19 protein-coding genes are annotated in these 15,031 nt (G+C 40.0%); 18 read left to right on the top strand and 1 reads right to left on the bottom strand.

The features are described from left to right. Positions 1-32: 32 nt before the first annotated feature. The 15 genes from JOC34_RS18150 to rsmI all read left to right on the top strand — a co-directional run bounded on the left by JOC34_RS18150 (position 33) and on the right by rsmI (position 9,305). The gene (locus JOC34_RS18150) at positions 33-350 is read left to right on the top strand and encodes a YbaB/EbfC family nucleoid-associated protein (RefSeq protein ID WP_205138209.1); all 318 of its coding nucleotides are present in this window, start codon (positions 33-35) and stop codon (positions 348-350) included. A 127-nt stretch (positions 351-477) separates the two neighbouring features. Continuing rightward, positions 478-1,074 (top strand): recombination mediator RecR, encoded by a 597-nt coding sequence (gene recR, locus JOC34_RS18145; RefSeq protein WP_205138208.1) that lies wholly within the window; start codon positions 478-480, stop codon positions 1,072-1,074. A gap of 16 nt (positions 1,075-1,090) precedes the next feature. Further along, complete coding sequence (locus tag JOC34_RS18140) at positions 1,091-1,306, top strand: YaaL family protein (RefSeq protein WP_205138207.1); 216 nt, start codon at positions 1,091-1,093, stop codon at positions 1,304-1,306. 284 nt (positions 1,307-1,590) lie between these two features. After that, the gene (locus tag JOC34_RS18135; protein WP_205138206.1) at positions 1,591-1,854 is read left to right on the top strand and encodes a pro-sigmaK processing inhibitor BofA family protein; all 264 of its coding nucleotides are present in this window, start codon (positions 1,591-1,593) and stop codon (positions 1,852-1,854) included. A gap of 71 nt (positions 1,855-1,925) precedes the next feature. Then, positions 1,926-2,117 carry a sigma factor G inhibitor Gin gene (locus JOC34_RS18130; RefSeq protein WP_205138205.1) on the top strand — a complete coding sequence of 64 codons (192 nt, stop codon included), beginning with the start codon at positions 1,926-1,928 and terminating at the stop codon, positions 2,115-2,117. A gap of 87 nt (positions 2,118-2,204) precedes the next feature. Then, positions 2,205-3,632, top strand: coding sequence for an aminotransferase class I/II-fold pyridoxal phosphate-dependent enzyme (locus JOC34_RS18125; protein ID WP_205138204.1), 1,428 nt, complete (start codon positions 2,205-2,207; stop codon positions 3,630-3,632). Continuing rightward, positions 3,629-4,258 carry a dTMP kinase gene (gene tmk, locus JOC34_RS18120; protein WP_205138203.1) on the top strand — a complete coding sequence of 210 codons (630 nt, stop codon included), beginning with the start codon at positions 3,629-3,631 and terminating at the stop codon, positions 4,256-4,258. The genes JOC34_RS18125 and tmk overlap by 4 nt, the downstream gene beginning before the upstream one ends. Positions 4,259-4,272: 14 nt before the next feature. Further along, positions 4,273-4,602, top strand: coding sequence for a cyclic-di-AMP receptor (locus tag JOC34_RS18115; RefSeq protein ID WP_205138202.1), 330 nt, complete (start codon positions 4,273-4,275; stop codon positions 4,600-4,602). A gap of 33 nt (positions 4,603-4,635) precedes the next feature. Then, positions 4,636-5,070 carry a YaaR family protein gene (locus JOC34_RS18110; RefSeq protein WP_205138201.1) on the top strand — a complete coding sequence of 145 codons (435 nt, stop codon included), beginning with the start codon at positions 4,636-4,638 and terminating at the stop codon, positions 5,068-5,070. 18 nt (positions 5,071-5,088) lie between these two features. After that, positions 5,089-6,078 carry a DNA polymerase III subunit delta' gene (holB, locus tag JOC34_RS18105; RefSeq protein ID WP_205138200.1) on the top strand — a complete coding sequence of 330 codons (990 nt, stop codon included), beginning with the start codon at positions 5,089-5,091 and terminating at the stop codon, positions 6,076-6,078. A gap of 7 nt (positions 6,079-6,085) precedes the next feature. Continuing rightward, complete coding sequence (locus JOC34_RS18100) at positions 6,086-6,907, top strand: PSP1 domain-containing protein (RefSeq protein WP_205138199.1); 822 nt, start codon at positions 6,086-6,088, stop codon at positions 6,905-6,907. A 15-nt stretch (positions 6,908-6,922) separates the two neighbouring features. Next, on the top strand, positions 6,923-7,273 hold the full coding sequence (gene yabA / locus JOC34_RS18095; protein WP_205138198.1) for a DNA replication initiation control protein YabA: 351 nt from the start codon (positions 6,923-6,925) through the stop codon (positions 7,271-7,273). Between the two features lie 152 nt (positions 7,274-7,425). Further along, complete coding sequence (locus tag JOC34_RS18090; protein ID WP_205138197.1) at positions 7,426-8,172, top strand: tRNA1(Val) (adenine(37)-N6)-methyltransferase; 747 nt, start codon at positions 7,426-7,428, stop codon at positions 8,170-8,172. After that, complete coding sequence (locus JOC34_RS18085; RefSeq protein ID WP_205138196.1) at positions 8,159-8,452, top strand: GIY-YIG nuclease family protein; 294 nt, start codon at positions 8,159-8,161, stop codon at positions 8,450-8,452. Before JOC34_RS18090 ends, JOC34_RS18085 begins: the two co-directional genes overlap by 14 nt. Next, a complete protein-coding gene (rsmI, locus tag JOC34_RS18080; RefSeq protein WP_205138195.1) occupies positions 8,430-9,305 on the top strand; it encodes a 16S rRNA (cytidine(1402)-2'-O)-methyltransferase in 876 nt (291 codons plus the stop codon). Before JOC34_RS18085 ends, rsmI begins: the two co-directional genes overlap by 23 nt. Before the next feature lie 565 nt (positions 9,306-9,870). Here rsmI and JOC34_RS18075 read toward each other — a convergent pair. Then, positions 9,871-10,146: an AbrB/MazE/SpoVT family DNA-binding domain-containing protein gene (locus tag JOC34_RS18075; protein WP_205138194.1), complete on the bottom strand. Its 276-nt coding sequence runs from the start codon at positions 10,144-10,146 to the stop codon at positions 9,871-9,873. Positions 10,147-10,417: 271 nt separating this feature from the next. On the opposite strand from JOC34_RS18075, the gene metG reads away from it, so the two are divergent. The 3 genes from metG to JOC34_RS18060 all read left to right on the top strand — a co-directional run bounded on the left by metG (position 10,418) and on the right by JOC34_RS18060 (position 14,856). Beyond that, positions 10,418-12,379: a methionine--tRNA ligase gene (gene metG / locus JOC34_RS18070; RefSeq protein ID WP_205138193.1), complete on the top strand. Its 1,962-nt coding sequence runs from the start codon at positions 10,418-10,420 to the stop codon at positions 12,377-12,379. A gap of 110 nt (positions 12,380-12,489) precedes the next feature. After that, entirely contained in the window at positions 12,490-13,266 is a 777-nt protein-coding gene (locus JOC34_RS18065; protein ID WP_205138192.1) for a TatD family hydrolase, read from the top strand. Positions 13,267-13,536: 270 nt separating this feature from the next. Further along, positions 13,537-14,856 carry a G5 and 3D domain-containing protein gene (locus JOC34_RS18060; RefSeq protein ID WP_205138191.1) on the top strand — a complete coding sequence of 440 codons (1,320 nt, stop codon included), beginning with the start codon at positions 13,537-13,539 and terminating at the stop codon, positions 14,854-14,856. Positions 14,857-15,031: the final 175 nt, after the last annotated feature.

Here is a 15,031-nt window from a genome sequence, read left to right as displayed (position 1 = left end):
AAACAAATGAGACTTTGAAGGAGGCGTTTTCCATGAAAGGTGGAAATATGGGCGGTATGATGAAGCAAATGCAACAAATGCAAAAGAAGATGATGAAGGCACAAGATGAGCTGCATGAAATGAGTTTTGAAGCATCTGCAGGCGGTGGCATGGTTACGGTTATTGCAAATGGAAAAAAAGAAATTACAGATGTACAAATTAAAGAAGATGTTGTAGATCCGGATGATATCGATATGCTACAGGATCTTATTTTAGCAGCAACAAATGATGTGCTTAAACAAATTGACGATAAGACAAATGATACGATGGGTAAATTCACGAAAGGCTTGAATATGCCTGGAATGTTCTAGGTTTTATAGTGGTTGTTCAAAAGGTCCGGTAAAAATGACACATCGCATTTCTTTGTTAGCTATGCTGCGTCGAACTGCTTGGTCCTTTTTTCCTCCCTTTTGAACGCGACTTTAGGAGGCACATTAGATGTATTATCCAGAACCGATTTCTAAACTGATTGACAGTTTTACAAAATTGCCGGGGATCGGACCAAAAACTGCTGTCCGGCTGGCTTTTTTTGTTTTAAATATGAAAGACGATGATGTACTGGGCTTTGCCAATGCTTTGGTAAATGCGAAGCGAGAATTGACCCATTGTTCGATATGCGGGCATATTACAGATCAGGATCCATGCTCGATTTGTCAGGATACGTCAAGGGATTCATCGATTATCTGTGTCGTACAGGATCCGAAAGATGTTATTGCGATGGAGAAGATGAAGGAATACAATGGAAAATACCACGTACTTCATGGCGCAATTTCACCCATGGATGGTATAGGACCAGAAGATATCAATGTACCTGATTTGCTGAATCGCTTAAAAGATGAAGAAGTAGAAGAGCTGATCTTAGCAACAAACCCGAATATTGAGGGAGAAGCAACGGCGATGTATATTTCACGTCTTGTGAAGCCATCAGGAGTGCGGACCACACGCATCGCACACGGGTTACCTGTTGGCGGCGATTTGGAATATGCAGATGAAGTAACGCTATCAAAGGCGTTAGAGGGCAGACGAGATTTGTAGAAGTTAGGTGGATCACATGGCTAAAAAGATAAAGAAAAGTGATATGGATGAAGAACTATTAAATACAATCTATGCTTTGCAGCTTGAATGGAAACAAATCGAATCGCTCGTTGAAAAAAGCATCGAACCAACTGCAGATAGTCAGTATCGGGAAAACCTTGCGCGTGCAAAATATTTATTTTTGCTCCGTGAAGCCAGACATCGGCAAATCAATGCAGCAGCACACCTTTAATAGATGAATAAAATAGAATAGAATAGTAAAATAAAAAGACAAATGCGGACCTTTCCCTTTTGTCTTTTTTACACTGATAGGAAAATATACCTTTTATAGGAAACCAGTATAAGTGCAACTAAGGCTTTCACCATTAAAGGCTTGGTGATAAGCCAAGTTTTCTAACACGGATAGGAAAGTATAACTTTTAGGAAACCAGTGTAAGGACATCTTTTTCCGCGTTCTTTTTTCCAAACTTCTAGCATATGTACTATTAAGAGGACAAGGAAGAGGAGATGTTTACTTTGAATTCTGTAATCGTTATTTCCATTATGGTTGCTTTAATTATCGTACTGCTATTTGTTGGTGCCCCGGTAAAGCCAATGCGGTTTATTGGACAGACAACGGTCAAGCTGGGAATTGGTATTTTGTTCTTATTTTTCCTTAATGTTTTAGGTGGGGCAGTTGGGCTGCATGTTCCTATCAATCTGTTTACGGTAGTTGTGTCAGGATTACTTGGATTGTTCGGTGTAGCCTCTCTTGCAGCCATTCACTTTTTTTTGATATAAAAGTTTCAAAGTTTCCTTGTATAGATTCCGTTAGATTAGGAGATACTATTTGCTAACGGAGGTGGGGAAACATGAAACAAACAATTCCATTGGAACGGTGCGGTATATGTGAGGAAGAAAAGGCGAAAGGAATTCATTTATACACCCTATTTATTTGTACAGACTGTGAGCATAATATGATTCACACAGAGCCAAGAGAAGAAAAGTATAGCTACTATCTAAGGAAGTTAAAAAATGTGAACCAACCTAAACTATACTCTTAGAAAATGAAAGTCTTTGCGCAATCACTTGCAAAGGCTTTTTTTGTTACAATGGTATTGTAATAGAAAATCGGAAGGAGGAATCATACCATGGATCAGCATCAAGTTCCTATCTACCAAATATTAAAACAACTTAATGAGACAAATCCTACATCCTTTCATGTGCCTGGTCATAAGAATGGAGATGTGTTCCCTGCCTATGCCCGATCCCATTTTGATGCAATTCTCAAGATGGATATGACAGAGATTCCAGGTTTAGATGACTTGCACGCCCCGACAGAGTCTATTGCTGAAGCGGAAAAGTTAGCAGCAGCATTTTTCCGCACTGAACATACCTTTTTCCTTGTCGGTGGAAGTACTGCGGGAAACTTGGCGATGATTCTAGCAACCTGCAACGCTGGAGATGAAGTGATTGTACAGCGTAATAGTCATAAATCGATTATGAACGGTTTGGAGCTAAGTGGGGCAAGCCCAGTTTTTATTGCGCCAGAATATGATGCTATCGTTGGTCGCTACACGAGCCCCTCTATCGACACGTTAGATAAAGCACTGCAAAGTCATTCGGATGCCAAAGCAGTTATACTAACTTACCCCGATTACTTTGGAAAAACTTATAACATCAAGGGAATGATTGAGCTGGCACATCATCACCATATTCCAGTGTTGGTAGATGAAGCACATGGTGTTCATTTCTCATTAGGAGGTCCATTCCCTGCCCCTGCTTTAGCATTAGGAGCGGATGTGGTTGTCCAATCCGCGCATAAGATGGCACCTGCAATGACAATGGCTTCTTATTTACATATGAAATCGACATTCGTTTCTAAAGAACGGATTGCACACTTTCTACAAATGATTCAATCAAGCAGTCCGTCCTATCCATTAATGGCATCTTTAGATATTGCACGTTCCTTTTTAGCAACCATGACAAAGGAAACAATGACAGACATACTAGAAAGCGTTGAACAAGTCAGAGAAGCATTAGAGGCGCCCGATAATTGGGATATCCATCTCTCAGATGATCCATTAAAGTTAACGTTACACGTGAAACAAGGGTTTTCGGCCAAAGAAATAGCAAATCTCTTTGAAAAAGAAGGCGTCTATCCGGAACTCGTTACCGATGATCAGATTTTATTTATCCATGGATTGGCACCATTTCAGAAAAGGAACAGGTTAATAAAAATAGTGAAAAGCGTGTGTGAACAATTAAAAAATAATGTAAATCATGCTACAATAGAGGTAACAGGGCTTTTTACACATCCTATTCAGGAATTGGCTTTGTCTTATCAAGCAATGAATCGATTACAAACGATACAAGTTCCTTTTCATGAAGGGGCAGGATATATCGCTGCAGAGGCGATTATTCCGTATCCACCCGGCATTCCTTTGATCCTTAAAGGAGAAACAATAACAGCGGCACATATTGAAGCAATCGAATATATGCTGAAGCAGGGTGTTCGCATACAGCAAAGGGAAGACGGCATCAAGGTTTACAGAAACAAAGGAGAAGTGAACACGTGAAAGGACAGTTTATAACGTTTGAAGGTGGCGAGGGTGCTGGCAAAACTTCGATTCTTTCTGCTGTAACAGCTAAATTAGATATGGCAGGTTATGACGTAATGACAACCCGAGAACCTGGCGGGATTGAAATTGCAGAAAAGATCAGGGACATCATTCTTGATCCGCTCCATATAAAAATGGAAGGACGAACAGAGGCATTGTTGTACGCCGCATCAAGAAGACAGCATCTCGTTGAAAAAGTATTTCCGGCGCTAAAACAAGGGAAAATTGTATTATGTGATCGATTTATAGATAGTAGTCTTGCATACCAGGGCTATGCGAGGGGTCTGGGAATCGATGAAGTGTTTGCAATGAACCAATTTGCCATTCAAGATTGTATGCCCGATTTAACATTATTTTTTGATATTGAACCAAAAAAAGGATTAGAACGCATCGCGGCGAATAAAGATAGAGAAAGAAATCGTTTGGATCTGGAGAAGCTCCATTTTCATGAACAAGTTTATGAAGGCTATCAGATTATCAAGGATAAATTCCCGGATCGTATTCAAACGATTAATGCCGATCAAACGATGGAAGCAGTCGAAAAGGATGCACTAGCCTGTATTGTTAAATACCTAAAAAAATAAAGGAGGTCTGCAACATGAAGTTAATTATTGCAGTAATTCAGGATAAAGATTCGAGCCGTCTTGTTGATGCGCTAGGGGAAGAGAATTTTCAAACGACAAAGCTTGCGACAACAGGTGGGTTTCTGAAGGAAGGAAACACAACACTGATGATTGGTTGTGAGGACGAGTATGTAGATGAGGCACTAAAAGTGATCGAGGACAATTGCTCGCACCGTGAACAAATGGTGGCTCCAATTTCACCAATGGGTGGCAATGCGGATTCTTATATTCCGAAGCCAGTTAAAGTGGAAGTTGGCGGAGCGGTTGTATTCATCCTGCCAATCGAGTCATTTTTTCAATTTTAATAGGGTTTAATCAGAGGGGAAGGGACTGAACACATGAAAATCAACCAAGAATTAAGGGCGCAGACAGAAGCGAACTTTACACGTACACCAGCCAGCGAGGCGCAGACATTTAACAAAATGGTTCAGTCCCAAACCAAACATTTGAAGCAGCAGGAATTACAGCAATTAATGAAAAATATTACATTACAAGGGAACAAACTAGCGCGATTTCATACCTTTCGTGATTTAGTAAAGTTCAAACGAATGGTGAAAGGATTTTTACAGGAAACAGTATCAAGTGGACTTGACTTACAAAAGTCAAACAGCTTTAATATTGATGGACAAAATCGTAATTTAGCACTTATAAAAGAAGTCGATGAAAAATTAATGGCGTTAACCGAGGAAATTATGAATCAAGAAAAAAAGACAGTAGACTTATTGGGCCTCATTGGCGAGATTAAGGGACTGCTGATTAACATATATGGGTAAGAGTAAGGAAGGGTATTTATGAAAACGTGGTCTGAGGTTGCAGAAGTTCAACCGTTAGCAAGTAAAATTATTACCAATAGCATCAAAAAGGACCGCATTTCTCATGCTTATTTACTTCAAGGAGAGCGTGGCACTGGAAAAGAAGCAATCGCCTTATTGATCACAAAGGGATTGTTTTGTGAGCATAAACAAGGGATTGAGCCATGCCAGGAATGTAATGCTTGTAAACGCATTGCCTCCGGGAATCATCCAGATGTTCATTGGATTATACCGGATGGACAATCGATTAAAATAGAACAGATTAGAAATTTACAGAGGGAATTTACGTATTCCGGACTTGAATCCAATAAAAAAGTATATATTATTAAAGGTGCTGACACCTTAACATTAAATGCAGCAAACCGGATTTTAAAGTTTTTAGAAGAACCAAGTAAACAAACAATAGCGATTATGCTAACAGAAAATAGTCAGTCCATTATCCCGACAATTCGCTCCCGTTGCCAAGTCATTGACTTGCAGCCGCTAAATCCGGTCTTGTTTGAGCAGCAATTAACAGAACAGGGCATGGGTGGAAAAGATGCGATATTAATGGGTGCTTTAACTAATAACCTGGATGAAGCTTTCTTATTGAACCAGGATACACGGTTTGCCACTGCAAGAAGCTTAGTGGTACAATTGATAGAAACATTTTCAGATCATCCGGAAGATGTTTTCCTATTTATTCATAGTCGATGGGTTCCCCATTTTAAGGAACGAAATGAGCAGGAGCAAGGGCTTGATTTGCTGCTGTTGGCATGTAAGGATATTCTATATTTCCATATAGGTAATGAAGAAGCGATGGTGTTTTTCGCTTCAGATGATACATTGCTTGAGAAAGCAGCGATGTCCTTTTCTCAGGAAAAATTAGTGGATGCTTTAAATGCTATTTTACAAGCAAAAAGAAATTTGAAGCAAAATGTCAATCCTACATTAGTGATTGAACAACTTACACTTCAAATACAGGGGTGATATTAGAATGATAGAAGTAATTGGTGTCCGCTTTAAAAAGGCGGGTAAAATATATTATTTTGATCCCGGCGTCTGCGATATTTCGCAAGATTGCTATGTGATTGTGGAGACGGTGCGTGGGATTGAATTTGGTAAAGTAGTTGTTACCAATAAACAGGTCGAGGAAGAAGATGTTGTACTTCCTTTAAAGAAAGTGATTCGCGTTGCGGATGAACAGGACAAGCGAACGGTTATTGAAAACCAGGAGCATGCAACAAAGGCCTTTCAAACCGGAACAAATAAGATTGTAGAACATAGACTGGATATGAATCTAGTAGAGGTAGAATATACATTTGATCGCAATAAAATCATTTTCTATTTTACGGCAGATGGAAGGGTGGATTTCCGTAATTTAGTAAAAGATTTAGCGTCGATGTTTAAAACACGTATAGAACTACGACAAATTGGTGTTCGAGATGAGGCGAAAATGCTGGGTGGCATTGGTCCGTGTGGCCGGATGCTTTGTTGCTCCACATTCCTTGGCGATTTTGAACCAGTATCCATAAAAATGGCAAAGGATCAAAACTTGTCATTGAATCCAGCGAAGATATCCGGATTATGTGGTCGGTTAATGTGCTGCTTAAAGTATGAAAATGATGATTATGAAGCAGCGAAGCGTGATTTACCGGATATGGGACAGGCTATTAGGACATCCTTCGGAAAAGGAAAAGTAGTTGGTTTAAACATGCTGGAACGACTCATCCAAATCGAAATTCCTGACAAAGAGCGTGTAATTGAATATACTCTAGATGAACTGATTGATGAAGGAATTATTTCTGCCACAGAATAATTGGGGTGAGATAGCATGAACAATAGACAAATATTTGATCAGGTATCAGATATGGAACAACAAATTGGTGAATTATATGAACAACTTGGTGATTTAAAGGGGCGATTGCGTGATTTATTGGAAGAAAATCACCGCCTGGCAACAGAAAATCACCATTTAAGAAACCGTTTAGATAATACAGATGCGGATATCATTAAAGAAGTTACCAATTCAAATGCTGCAAAGGGAGAAATCCCTGGTGAAGGATATGATAATTTAGCCAGACTGTATGATGAAGGCTTTCATATTTGTAACTTGGAATTTGGCAGCCCAAGACAAGACGAGGATTGTATCTTTTGCCTTGATTTCCTGAATAAAGCAAAATAACTTGTGAGTTGGCTGTCTCGAATGATGAGACAGCTTTTCTTTACACTGATAGGAAAATATAAACTTTTAGGAAACCCGTATAAGTTTAACGAAGGCTTCCGCCATTAAGACTTGGCGATAAGCCAAGTTTTCTAACGTGATAGGAGTTAAATATGGTTCAGTTATATCATGATGAACGATTTGATTATTTATTAGCAGATGAAAGTATGAAGATAATACAAAGTCCGTCCGCTTTTTCCTTTTCACTCGATGCTGTACTGCTTGCTGAATTTGCCTATGTACCGATAAAGCGGGGTAAAATTTTAGATCTATGTACAGGAAACGGCGTGATCCCGCTTCTGTTATCGAAGCGTACGCAGGCTAATATTACAGGTGTAGAGATACAGGAAAGAATATTTGGTATGGCGGAACGTAATGTGGCGCTTAATAAGCTATCAGATCAAATCAACCTGATTCATGGTGATTTGAAAGAAATGCAACCAATGCTCGGTCAGAGCAGCTTCGATGTAGTCACATGTAATCCACCCTATTTTCCGACGCCAGCGAAAACCGAGCATAATCATAATGAATTTCTGACGATTGCCAGGCATGAGGTTTATTGTACGTTAGAGGACGTTGTGAAGGCTTGCAAATTACATGTTCGTCCGGGCGGGAAAGTGGCCATGGTTCATCGACCTGGCAGGTTAGTCGATATCATCACATTGTTTCGCGCGTACAGACTGGAGCCTAAGCGGCTGCAATTGGTCTATCCAAAAAAGGGTAAAGAGGCGAATATGCTATTGGTAGAAGGCATTCGTGATGGGAAAGCGGATTTGAAAATTTTACCGCCACTATATATTTACAATAGTGATGGGACATATACAAATGAAGCAGAGGATATTATTTATGGAAGATCATGAGCATATTGTATATATGTTAAAATGTAAGGATAACACGCTATATACAGGATACACCAATGATTTGGAAAAGCGTCTGAAAATGCATACGAGTGGAAAAGGAGCAAAATATACCCGTGGAAGGGGTCCATTTCAAGTTGTTTTCATTGAAAAGTTTCCCAGTAAAGAAGCGGCATTAAAAAAGGAATATCAGATCAAACAACTGTCTCGCAAAAGAAAGTTCGAACTTATCCGGGATAAGCTGAAAGAAGTGATGCAATTTGAACATACAAAAAAGCTTTGATGATCCGACGAAAGGGGTACTATATGTGGTACCGACCCCGATTGGAAATTTAGAGGATATTACCTATCGTGCACTGAAGGTACTGAAATCTGTTAGCATCATTGCTGCTGAAGATACACGAAACACGAAAAAACTGCTCAACCATTTTGAAATCACGACATCATTGATTAGTTATCATGAACATAATAAAGCGTCACGTGCGGATCAATTGCTTGAGCGTGTACAAAGCGGTGAATCGATAGCGATCGTTAGCGATGCCGGGATGCCTGCCATATCTGATCCGGGGTATGAATTGGTAGAAGCGGCAATCGAGCATGATCAGTCCGTTGTTGTATTACCGGGTGCCAATGCGGCATTGTGTGCGTTGGTGGGTTCTGGTCTTCCAGCAAGAGAATTTTACTTTTATGGTTTTTTACCACGGAAAAAAAAGGATAAAGCAGCGGCATTAACCCAATTAAAAGATTTCCAGGCAACACTTTTATTTTATGAATCCCCCTATAGGGTAAAAGATACGTTAAAGACAATAAGTGAACAACTTGGTAATCGGCGGGTGGCGATCGCTAGGGAACTCACTAAACGTTTTGAGGAGTATGTCCGCGGAACAGTTGATGAACTCCTCGTATGGGTGGAGCAGCAGGAGCTAAAGGGTGAGTTCTGTCTTGTGATGGAAGGGAATACTACACCTAGAGAACAAGAGACATTGCTATGGTGGAGCCATTTATCTGTTCTGGACCATGTGAATTATTATATAGCTGAAGACAATGTATCAAGTAAAGAAGCTATAAAGCAAGTGGCAGCAGACAGGAAAATGCCAAAACGGGACGTGTATCAAATATTTCACGTGGATGAATAAAGCGGTGGAAAGAGGCTGACATATCAAATGTCAGTCTTTTTGTTAGGATCTTTTCTCAAAGATTGAGACTGCAGGATGGGTTCGTCCCGCCGAAAAGCTTTGTTGATTTTGACAGAAAAGAAAGTTTAAACCTTTCTTATCCAGCATAAGTACAACGAAGACTCTCGCTATGACAAAAACCAAGTTTTCTAAACAAAAAGCCTATAAACTGTGACAAGACGTAGCGCTCCGGAAATACACTACGCTTTCCGCGGGCTCGCAATGAGCTTCCTCACTCGCAAAGAACGCTCATTGCGGGGTCTCATCGTCTTCGCTGTTCCCGCTGGAGTCTTCGTGTATTTCCTCCACTGGCATTGAGTTTTGCAACTCATCACATTTATTGCTTGATTAAATCAAACAATGACTATTTACTCTTGTAATGGTTGAATGGAGCGAAGGGCAGTCGACTACAGCGGGAAAAGCAAAATCAACAAGACTTACGAAAAAGCGGTTGTTAATAGCAAAAAATACAACGCTTGAGCAAGGCGTTGTATTTTAAATAAGACAAATGCTGAAATGATTCCCTCTACTCAAATCTGGACTGAATTTCTGCAACTAACTCTTTCGCCCCTTCTGGACTAAGTACAAGCTTTCCATTCGCTAGTGAAAGATTGTTATCAGATGTTTCACCGGTGAGGTAACAGGTCATGTTCGGCTGATACTTTTTGAGAATAATCCTGTTTGTATCGGTATATATTTCCATGGCGTCTTTCTCATGAATATCAAGTGTACGTCTTAATTCAATTGGGATAACCACTCGTCCCAGCTCATCAACCTTTCTTACAATTCCAGTAGACTTCATCTTTTTTCCTCCCTAATAATAAACCCGGTATTTAGTATCTTCGAACAGTGAAAAGAATCGTCATATTCCGACAATGGTATATGCAATAGAATACCAACAATTCCTTTTTGTGTCAATATGATTTTTCCTAAAATGGGAAAATTTCAATTTATTTATATGATATTTCATAAAAAGAAGGAAGGAAAACTCACATTGCACAGTATTTGGCAAAAACGGTTATAATAGCTACAATAGGAATAGTTTAAACTTAAGGATCTTAGGAGGTAAATCAATGCCGGAAGATAAGAAAACATTTTATATAACAACACCCATTTATTATCCAAGTGGAAATTTGCACATAGGACATGCCTACTCTACAGTAGCAGGCGATGCAATTGCTCGCTACAAAAGAATGCGCGGCTATGACGTCATGTATTTAACCGGTACAGATGAGCATGGACAGAAGATTCAACGAAAAGCAGAAGAAAATGGACAATCCCCCATAGAATATGTGGACGGCATTGTGAGTGGTATTCAGGATCTTTGGAAAAAACTTAAAATCACGAATGACGATTTTATTCGTACAACGGAAGAACGCCATAAAAAGTCAGTCACGAAGATTTTTGATCAATTGTATAAACAAGGTGATATTTATCTTGATATGTATGAAGGCTGGTATTGTACTTCTGATGAATCCTTTTTTACGGAGCGTCAACTAGAGGATGGGCATTGTCCGGATTGCGGCGGTCCTGTCGAGAAAGTAAAAGAGGAATCTTATTTCTTTAAAATGAGCAAATATGTCGATCGACTTGTACAGTATTATGATGAACATCCTGAATTTATTCAACCGGAAAGTCGTAAAAATGAAATGTTAAATAACTTTATTAAGCCTGGTCTGGAAGACTTGGCTGTTTCCCGGACGACGTTTGACTGGGGGATAAAGGTCCCAGGGGATCCGAAGCACGTTATCTATGTATGGATCGATGCGCTAAGTAACTATATTACAGCACTTGGTTACGGATCAGACAATGAGGACAAGTTTAATAAATATTGGCCGGCTGATGTGCATCTGATGAGTAAAGAAATTGTGAGATTTCATACCATCTATTGGCCAATTATGTTAATGGCGCTCGATCTTCCACTACCAAAAAAGATATTCGCACATGGCTGGATTTTAATGAAAGATGGAAAAATGTCTAAATCCAAAGGGAATGTGGTTGACCCGGTTAAATTAATGGATCGTTATGGTCTGGATGCCCTGCGTTATTATTTGCTGCGGGAAGTGCCATTTGGTTCAGATGGTGTGTTTACACCAGAAGGATTCGTAGAACGCACAAATTATGATTTAGCAAATGACTTAGGTAATTTATTAAATCGTACGATTGCCATGATTGTTAAATATTTTGATGGCGAAATTCCTGCGTTTAAAGCTGCAGAAACAGAGGTAGACCAAGCCCTTGAGGAGTACGCTAAGGAAACGATTGATAAAGTTGAAGATGCGATGGAAAACATGCAATTCTCCGTTGCCTTGTCCTCTATTTGGCAACTCATCAGCCGTACAAATAAGTATATTGATGAAACCACGCCATGGGTACTGGCAAAAGATGAGGCGCAGAAAGAGCGGTTGGGTAATGTGATGGCACATCTAGCAGAGTCATTACGTAAAACAGCAGTTATGCTGCAGCCATTTTTACCGGAGGCACCGGCAGAAATGTTTAGACAGCTGAATATCACGGATGAGTCATTAATGACATGGGAAAGTGTCTATGCAGATGGTCACATTAAAACAGGAACAAAGGTTCAAAAAGGAAATCCGATTTTCCCTCGCCTTGAAGTAGAAACAGAGGTGGAAACGATCAAAGCGATGATGCAGAATCCTGCCCAAGAAGCAGCTAAAGCGAAAGAGGAAGAAACGTCAGAGCAAAAAGAAGAAATTGTATTCGATGATTTTATGAAGATTGATATGCGTGTAGCTGAAATAACACGTGCGGAAAAAGTGAAGAAGACAGATAAACTGCTGAAAATGCAGCTGGATACAGGATTAGACAGACGGCAAGTTGTTTCTGGTATTGCCGAGCATTACGACCCGGAGGAATTGGTCGGTAAAAAGGTCATCTGCATCACCAATTTAAAACCGGTGAAATTACGCGGAGAAATGTCTGAAGGAATGATTCTTTGTGGTGAAGACGATACAGGCAGATTGGTGCTGGCTTCCGTAGAGCAATCACTTCCAAATGGTTCCGTTGTAAAATAAACCGGATTTGATTCAGAATGGTAACAGTTAACAACCACGGAGATAAATATCAATGAGGTCAATCTTCTTATGAGAAGTTGACCTTTTCTTTCATTCTAAGGAGGGATAGCATGTTATTTGATACACATATGCATGTAAATGCATCACAATTTGCAGCGGACCGGAAGGAAGTAATCCAACGCGCATTTGATACAGGTGTAGAATATATGGTTGTCGTTGGTTTTGACCGGGAAACGATTCCATTAGCAATTGAAATCGCTGAACGATATGAGACGATTTATGCGGCAGTGGGCTGGCATCCAGTTGATGCGATCGACATGACGGAGGATGACTTAGCCTGGATTGAGGAGCTGTCTTCCCACCCGAAAGTGGTCGCTATCGGTGAAATGGGATTGGACTATCATTGGGATAAATCTCCGAAAGATGTTCAGAAAGAAGTTTTTCGCAAACAAATTCGTTTAGCAAAGAAAGTGAACATGCCGATCATTATTCATAACCGGGAGGCAACGGAGGACATTATTGAGATCCTACAGGCGGAAAATGCACAAGAAATTGGCGGTATTATGCATTGCTATAATGATTCTATTGATTATGTCCAAGCGTGCCTGGATATGAACTTCTATATCTCGTTAGGGGGAACAGTTACATTTAAAAACGCCCCGCTCCCGAAAGAAGTTGCAGTTCAGGTTCCATTAGATCGTCTATTGGTGGAAACTGATGCCCCATTCCTTGCGCCGCATCCAAATCGTGGAAAAAGAAATGAACCAGCATATGTAAAATTGGTCGCGGAAAAGATCGCTGAACTTAGGGAAATGCAATTCTCGGAAATAAGTGAACAAACGACACAAAACGCTTTAAAATGCTTTGGAATTGAACAAAGTCAATGATAAAGTGTCGTAATTAAAATGAAATAGAATCATCCTGTCGAACGAAAAAAAGGGGGGTGCGAAGGAAAAAAAGCACCCTTTTTTTGCTGTTTTGTAATATTTTAAAATGCTTGTATACCAACATAAATTAACTGTTTTCGAGTGAAAGACGGCTGCAATATTACAGATGAAAATTCATGTAATCCTTTTGTAAAATAACCGTAATCGGAATTGCTTTGACTTTGCATATAACTGTTTATATAATCGAATCCGTATAAGGGGGCAGGATGCATGCGAATTTTTTCAAAGCTATTGCCGGCATCGAAAATGAAGCTGGTTATTTCAGGTATTGGTGTTTTGGCGCTTTTGGTATTTGCTGGTATCTTACTATTTGAGGCGACAAAGGCAGAAGTAGTAGTAACAGACAACGGTGAACAACAAACAGTGAAAACACATCAGGATACAGTGAAAGACTTGCTCACAGAAGTAGGCATTGCTGTTGAAGAGCATGACGCAATATCACCTAGACTGGATGCGCCAGTCGAAGACGGTATGACGATTGATTACAGGGCAGCAAGGGAAATTTTTGTAACTGTCGATGGGGATAAACAGAAGTATTATACAACCACCGATACAGTTGAAGATTTCTTATCTGAACAAAATCTTTCTTTTACGGCGCACGATGATGTATCGAGTAAAATGACAGAGGCAACCAAAGATGGACTACATATAGAAGTCACAAAAGCTTACGAAGTTACAATCAATGATGGTGGAAAGAAAAAGAAGGTATGGACAACGGGTGGAACCGTTGGCGAATTACTAAATGACTCCGACATTAAGTTTGATAAGAAATTGGATAAAATCAAACCGGGGATTAAAAAGGATGTCACTGCAGATACGGCGATCTCCGTCGTTCGCGTGGAAAAGACCTCTGATGAGGTTACTGAAAATATTGACTTCGGTACAGTAACGAAAGAAGACAGTTCACTTGAACAAGGGAAAGAGGAAGTTGTGTCAGAAGGAAAACCGGGTACGCTTGTAAAGAAATTTGAAGTTACAAAGGAAAACGGAAAAGAGGTCAATCGAGAGCTTACGGAAAAAGAAGTAAAAGAAGAAAGCAAGGATAGGGTTGTTGCGATTGGGGCGAAGGAACCCGAGCCCGAACCCGAAGAGAAACAAAAAGTTGTACAATTATCGGAAAGTAAACCAAAACCAGAATCCAAACCGAAATCAGAATCAAAACAACAACCAAAGGCAGCGCCTGAAAAAGGCTCTGAGTCAAAGCCGGATAAAAGTAAATCCAGCAGCAGTAATAACGGTGGTAAAGTGTATCAGATGAATTCAACTGCGTATACTGGCTCTTGTAATGGTTGTTCCGGTGTTACAGCAACAGGCATTGATTTAAACGCTAATCCGAATATGAAAGTGATCGCCGTGGATCCAAACGTGATTCCTTTAGGTTCAAAAGTTTGGGTTGAAGGGTACGGTGAGGCAATTGCCGGAGATACAGGTGGAAGTATCGTAGGTAACCGTATTGATGTTCACGTATCCTCAAAGTCAGCTGCAAATAGTTGGGGAAGGAAGACGGTTCAAGTAAAAGTACTTCATTAACCAAAGGATGTAGAATAAATTGCTCTTACCATGATATAATGGTAAGAGCATATTTTTTTGGCAGTTAAGAAAGTATAGCTACTTTCTTACTGCATAAGTGCAACTAAGGCTTTCGCCATTAAATGCTTGGCGAAAAGCCAAGTTTTCTAACATAGGTAAGGAAGTTGGTTGTGTT

The sequence above is a fragment of the Virgibacillus halotolerans genome, assembly GCF_016908515.1.
GTDB classification, from domain to species: domain Bacteria; phylum Bacillota; class Bacilli; order Bacillales; family Amphibacillaceae; genus Virgibacillus_M; species Virgibacillus_M halotolerans.
The sequence above is the reverse complement of the archived record's forward strand: the minus strand, read 5'-3'. Positions and strand labels throughout refer to the sequence as shown.

Excerpts from the sequence above, each read along its gene's own strand:
- JOC34_RS18150 (WP_205138209.1), top strand. The coding sequence starts at position 33 with ATGAAAGGTGGAAATATGGGCGGTATGATGAAGCAAATGCAACAAATG.
- recR (WP_205138208.1), top strand. The coding sequence starts at position 478 with ATGTATTATCCAGAACCGATTTCTAAACTGATTGACAGTTTTACAAAA.
- JOC34_RS18140 (WP_205138207.1), top strand. The coding sequence starts at position 1,091 with ATGGCTAAAAAGATAAAGAAAAGTGATATGGATGAAGAACTATTAAAT.
- JOC34_RS18130 (WP_205138205.1), top strand. The coding sequence starts at position 1,926 with ATGAAACAAACAATTCCATTGGAACGGTGCGGTATATGTGAGGAAGAA.
- JOC34_RS18125 (WP_205138204.1), top strand. The coding sequence starts at position 2,205 with ATGGATCAGCATCAAGTTCCTATCTACCAAATATTAAAACAACTTAAT.
- JOC34_RS18115 (WP_205138202.1), top strand. The coding sequence starts at position 4,273 with ATGAAGTTAATTATTGCAGTAATTCAGGATAAAGATTCGAGCCGTCTT.
- JOC34_RS18110 (WP_205138201.1), top strand. The coding sequence starts at position 4,636 with ATGAAAATCAACCAAGAATTAAGGGCGCAGACAGAAGCGAACTTTACA.
- holB (WP_205138200.1), top strand. The coding sequence starts at position 5,089 with ATGAAAACGTGGTCTGAGGTTGCAGAAGTTCAACCGTTAGCAAGTAAA.
- JOC34_RS18100 (WP_205138199.1), top strand. The coding sequence starts at position 6,086 with ATGATAGAAGTAATTGGTGTCCGCTTTAAAAAGGCGGGTAAAATATAT.
- yabA (WP_205138198.1), top strand. The coding sequence starts at position 6,923 with ATGAACAATAGACAAATATTTGATCAGGTATCAGATATGGAACAACAA.
- JOC34_RS18090 (WP_205138197.1), top strand. The coding sequence starts at position 7,426 with ATGGTTCAGTTATATCATGATGAACGATTTGATTATTTATTAGCAGAT.
- JOC34_RS18085 (WP_205138196.1), top strand. The coding sequence starts at position 8,159 with ATGGAAGATCATGAGCATATTGTATATATGTTAAAATGTAAGGATAAC.
- JOC34_RS18075 (WP_205138194.1), bottom strand. The coding sequence starts at position 10,146 with ATGAAGTCTACTGGAATTGTAAGAAAGGTTGATGAGCTGGGACGAGTG.
- metG (WP_205138193.1), top strand. The coding sequence starts at position 10,418 with ATGCCGGAAGATAAGAAAACATTTTATATAACAACACCCATTTATTAT.
- JOC34_RS18065 (WP_205138192.1), top strand. The coding sequence starts at position 12,490 with ATGTTATTTGATACACATATGCATGTAAATGCATCACAATTTGCAGCG.
- JOC34_RS18060 (WP_205138191.1), top strand. The coding sequence starts at position 13,537 with ATGCGAATTTTTTCAAAGCTATTGCCGGCATCGAAAATGAAGCTGGTT.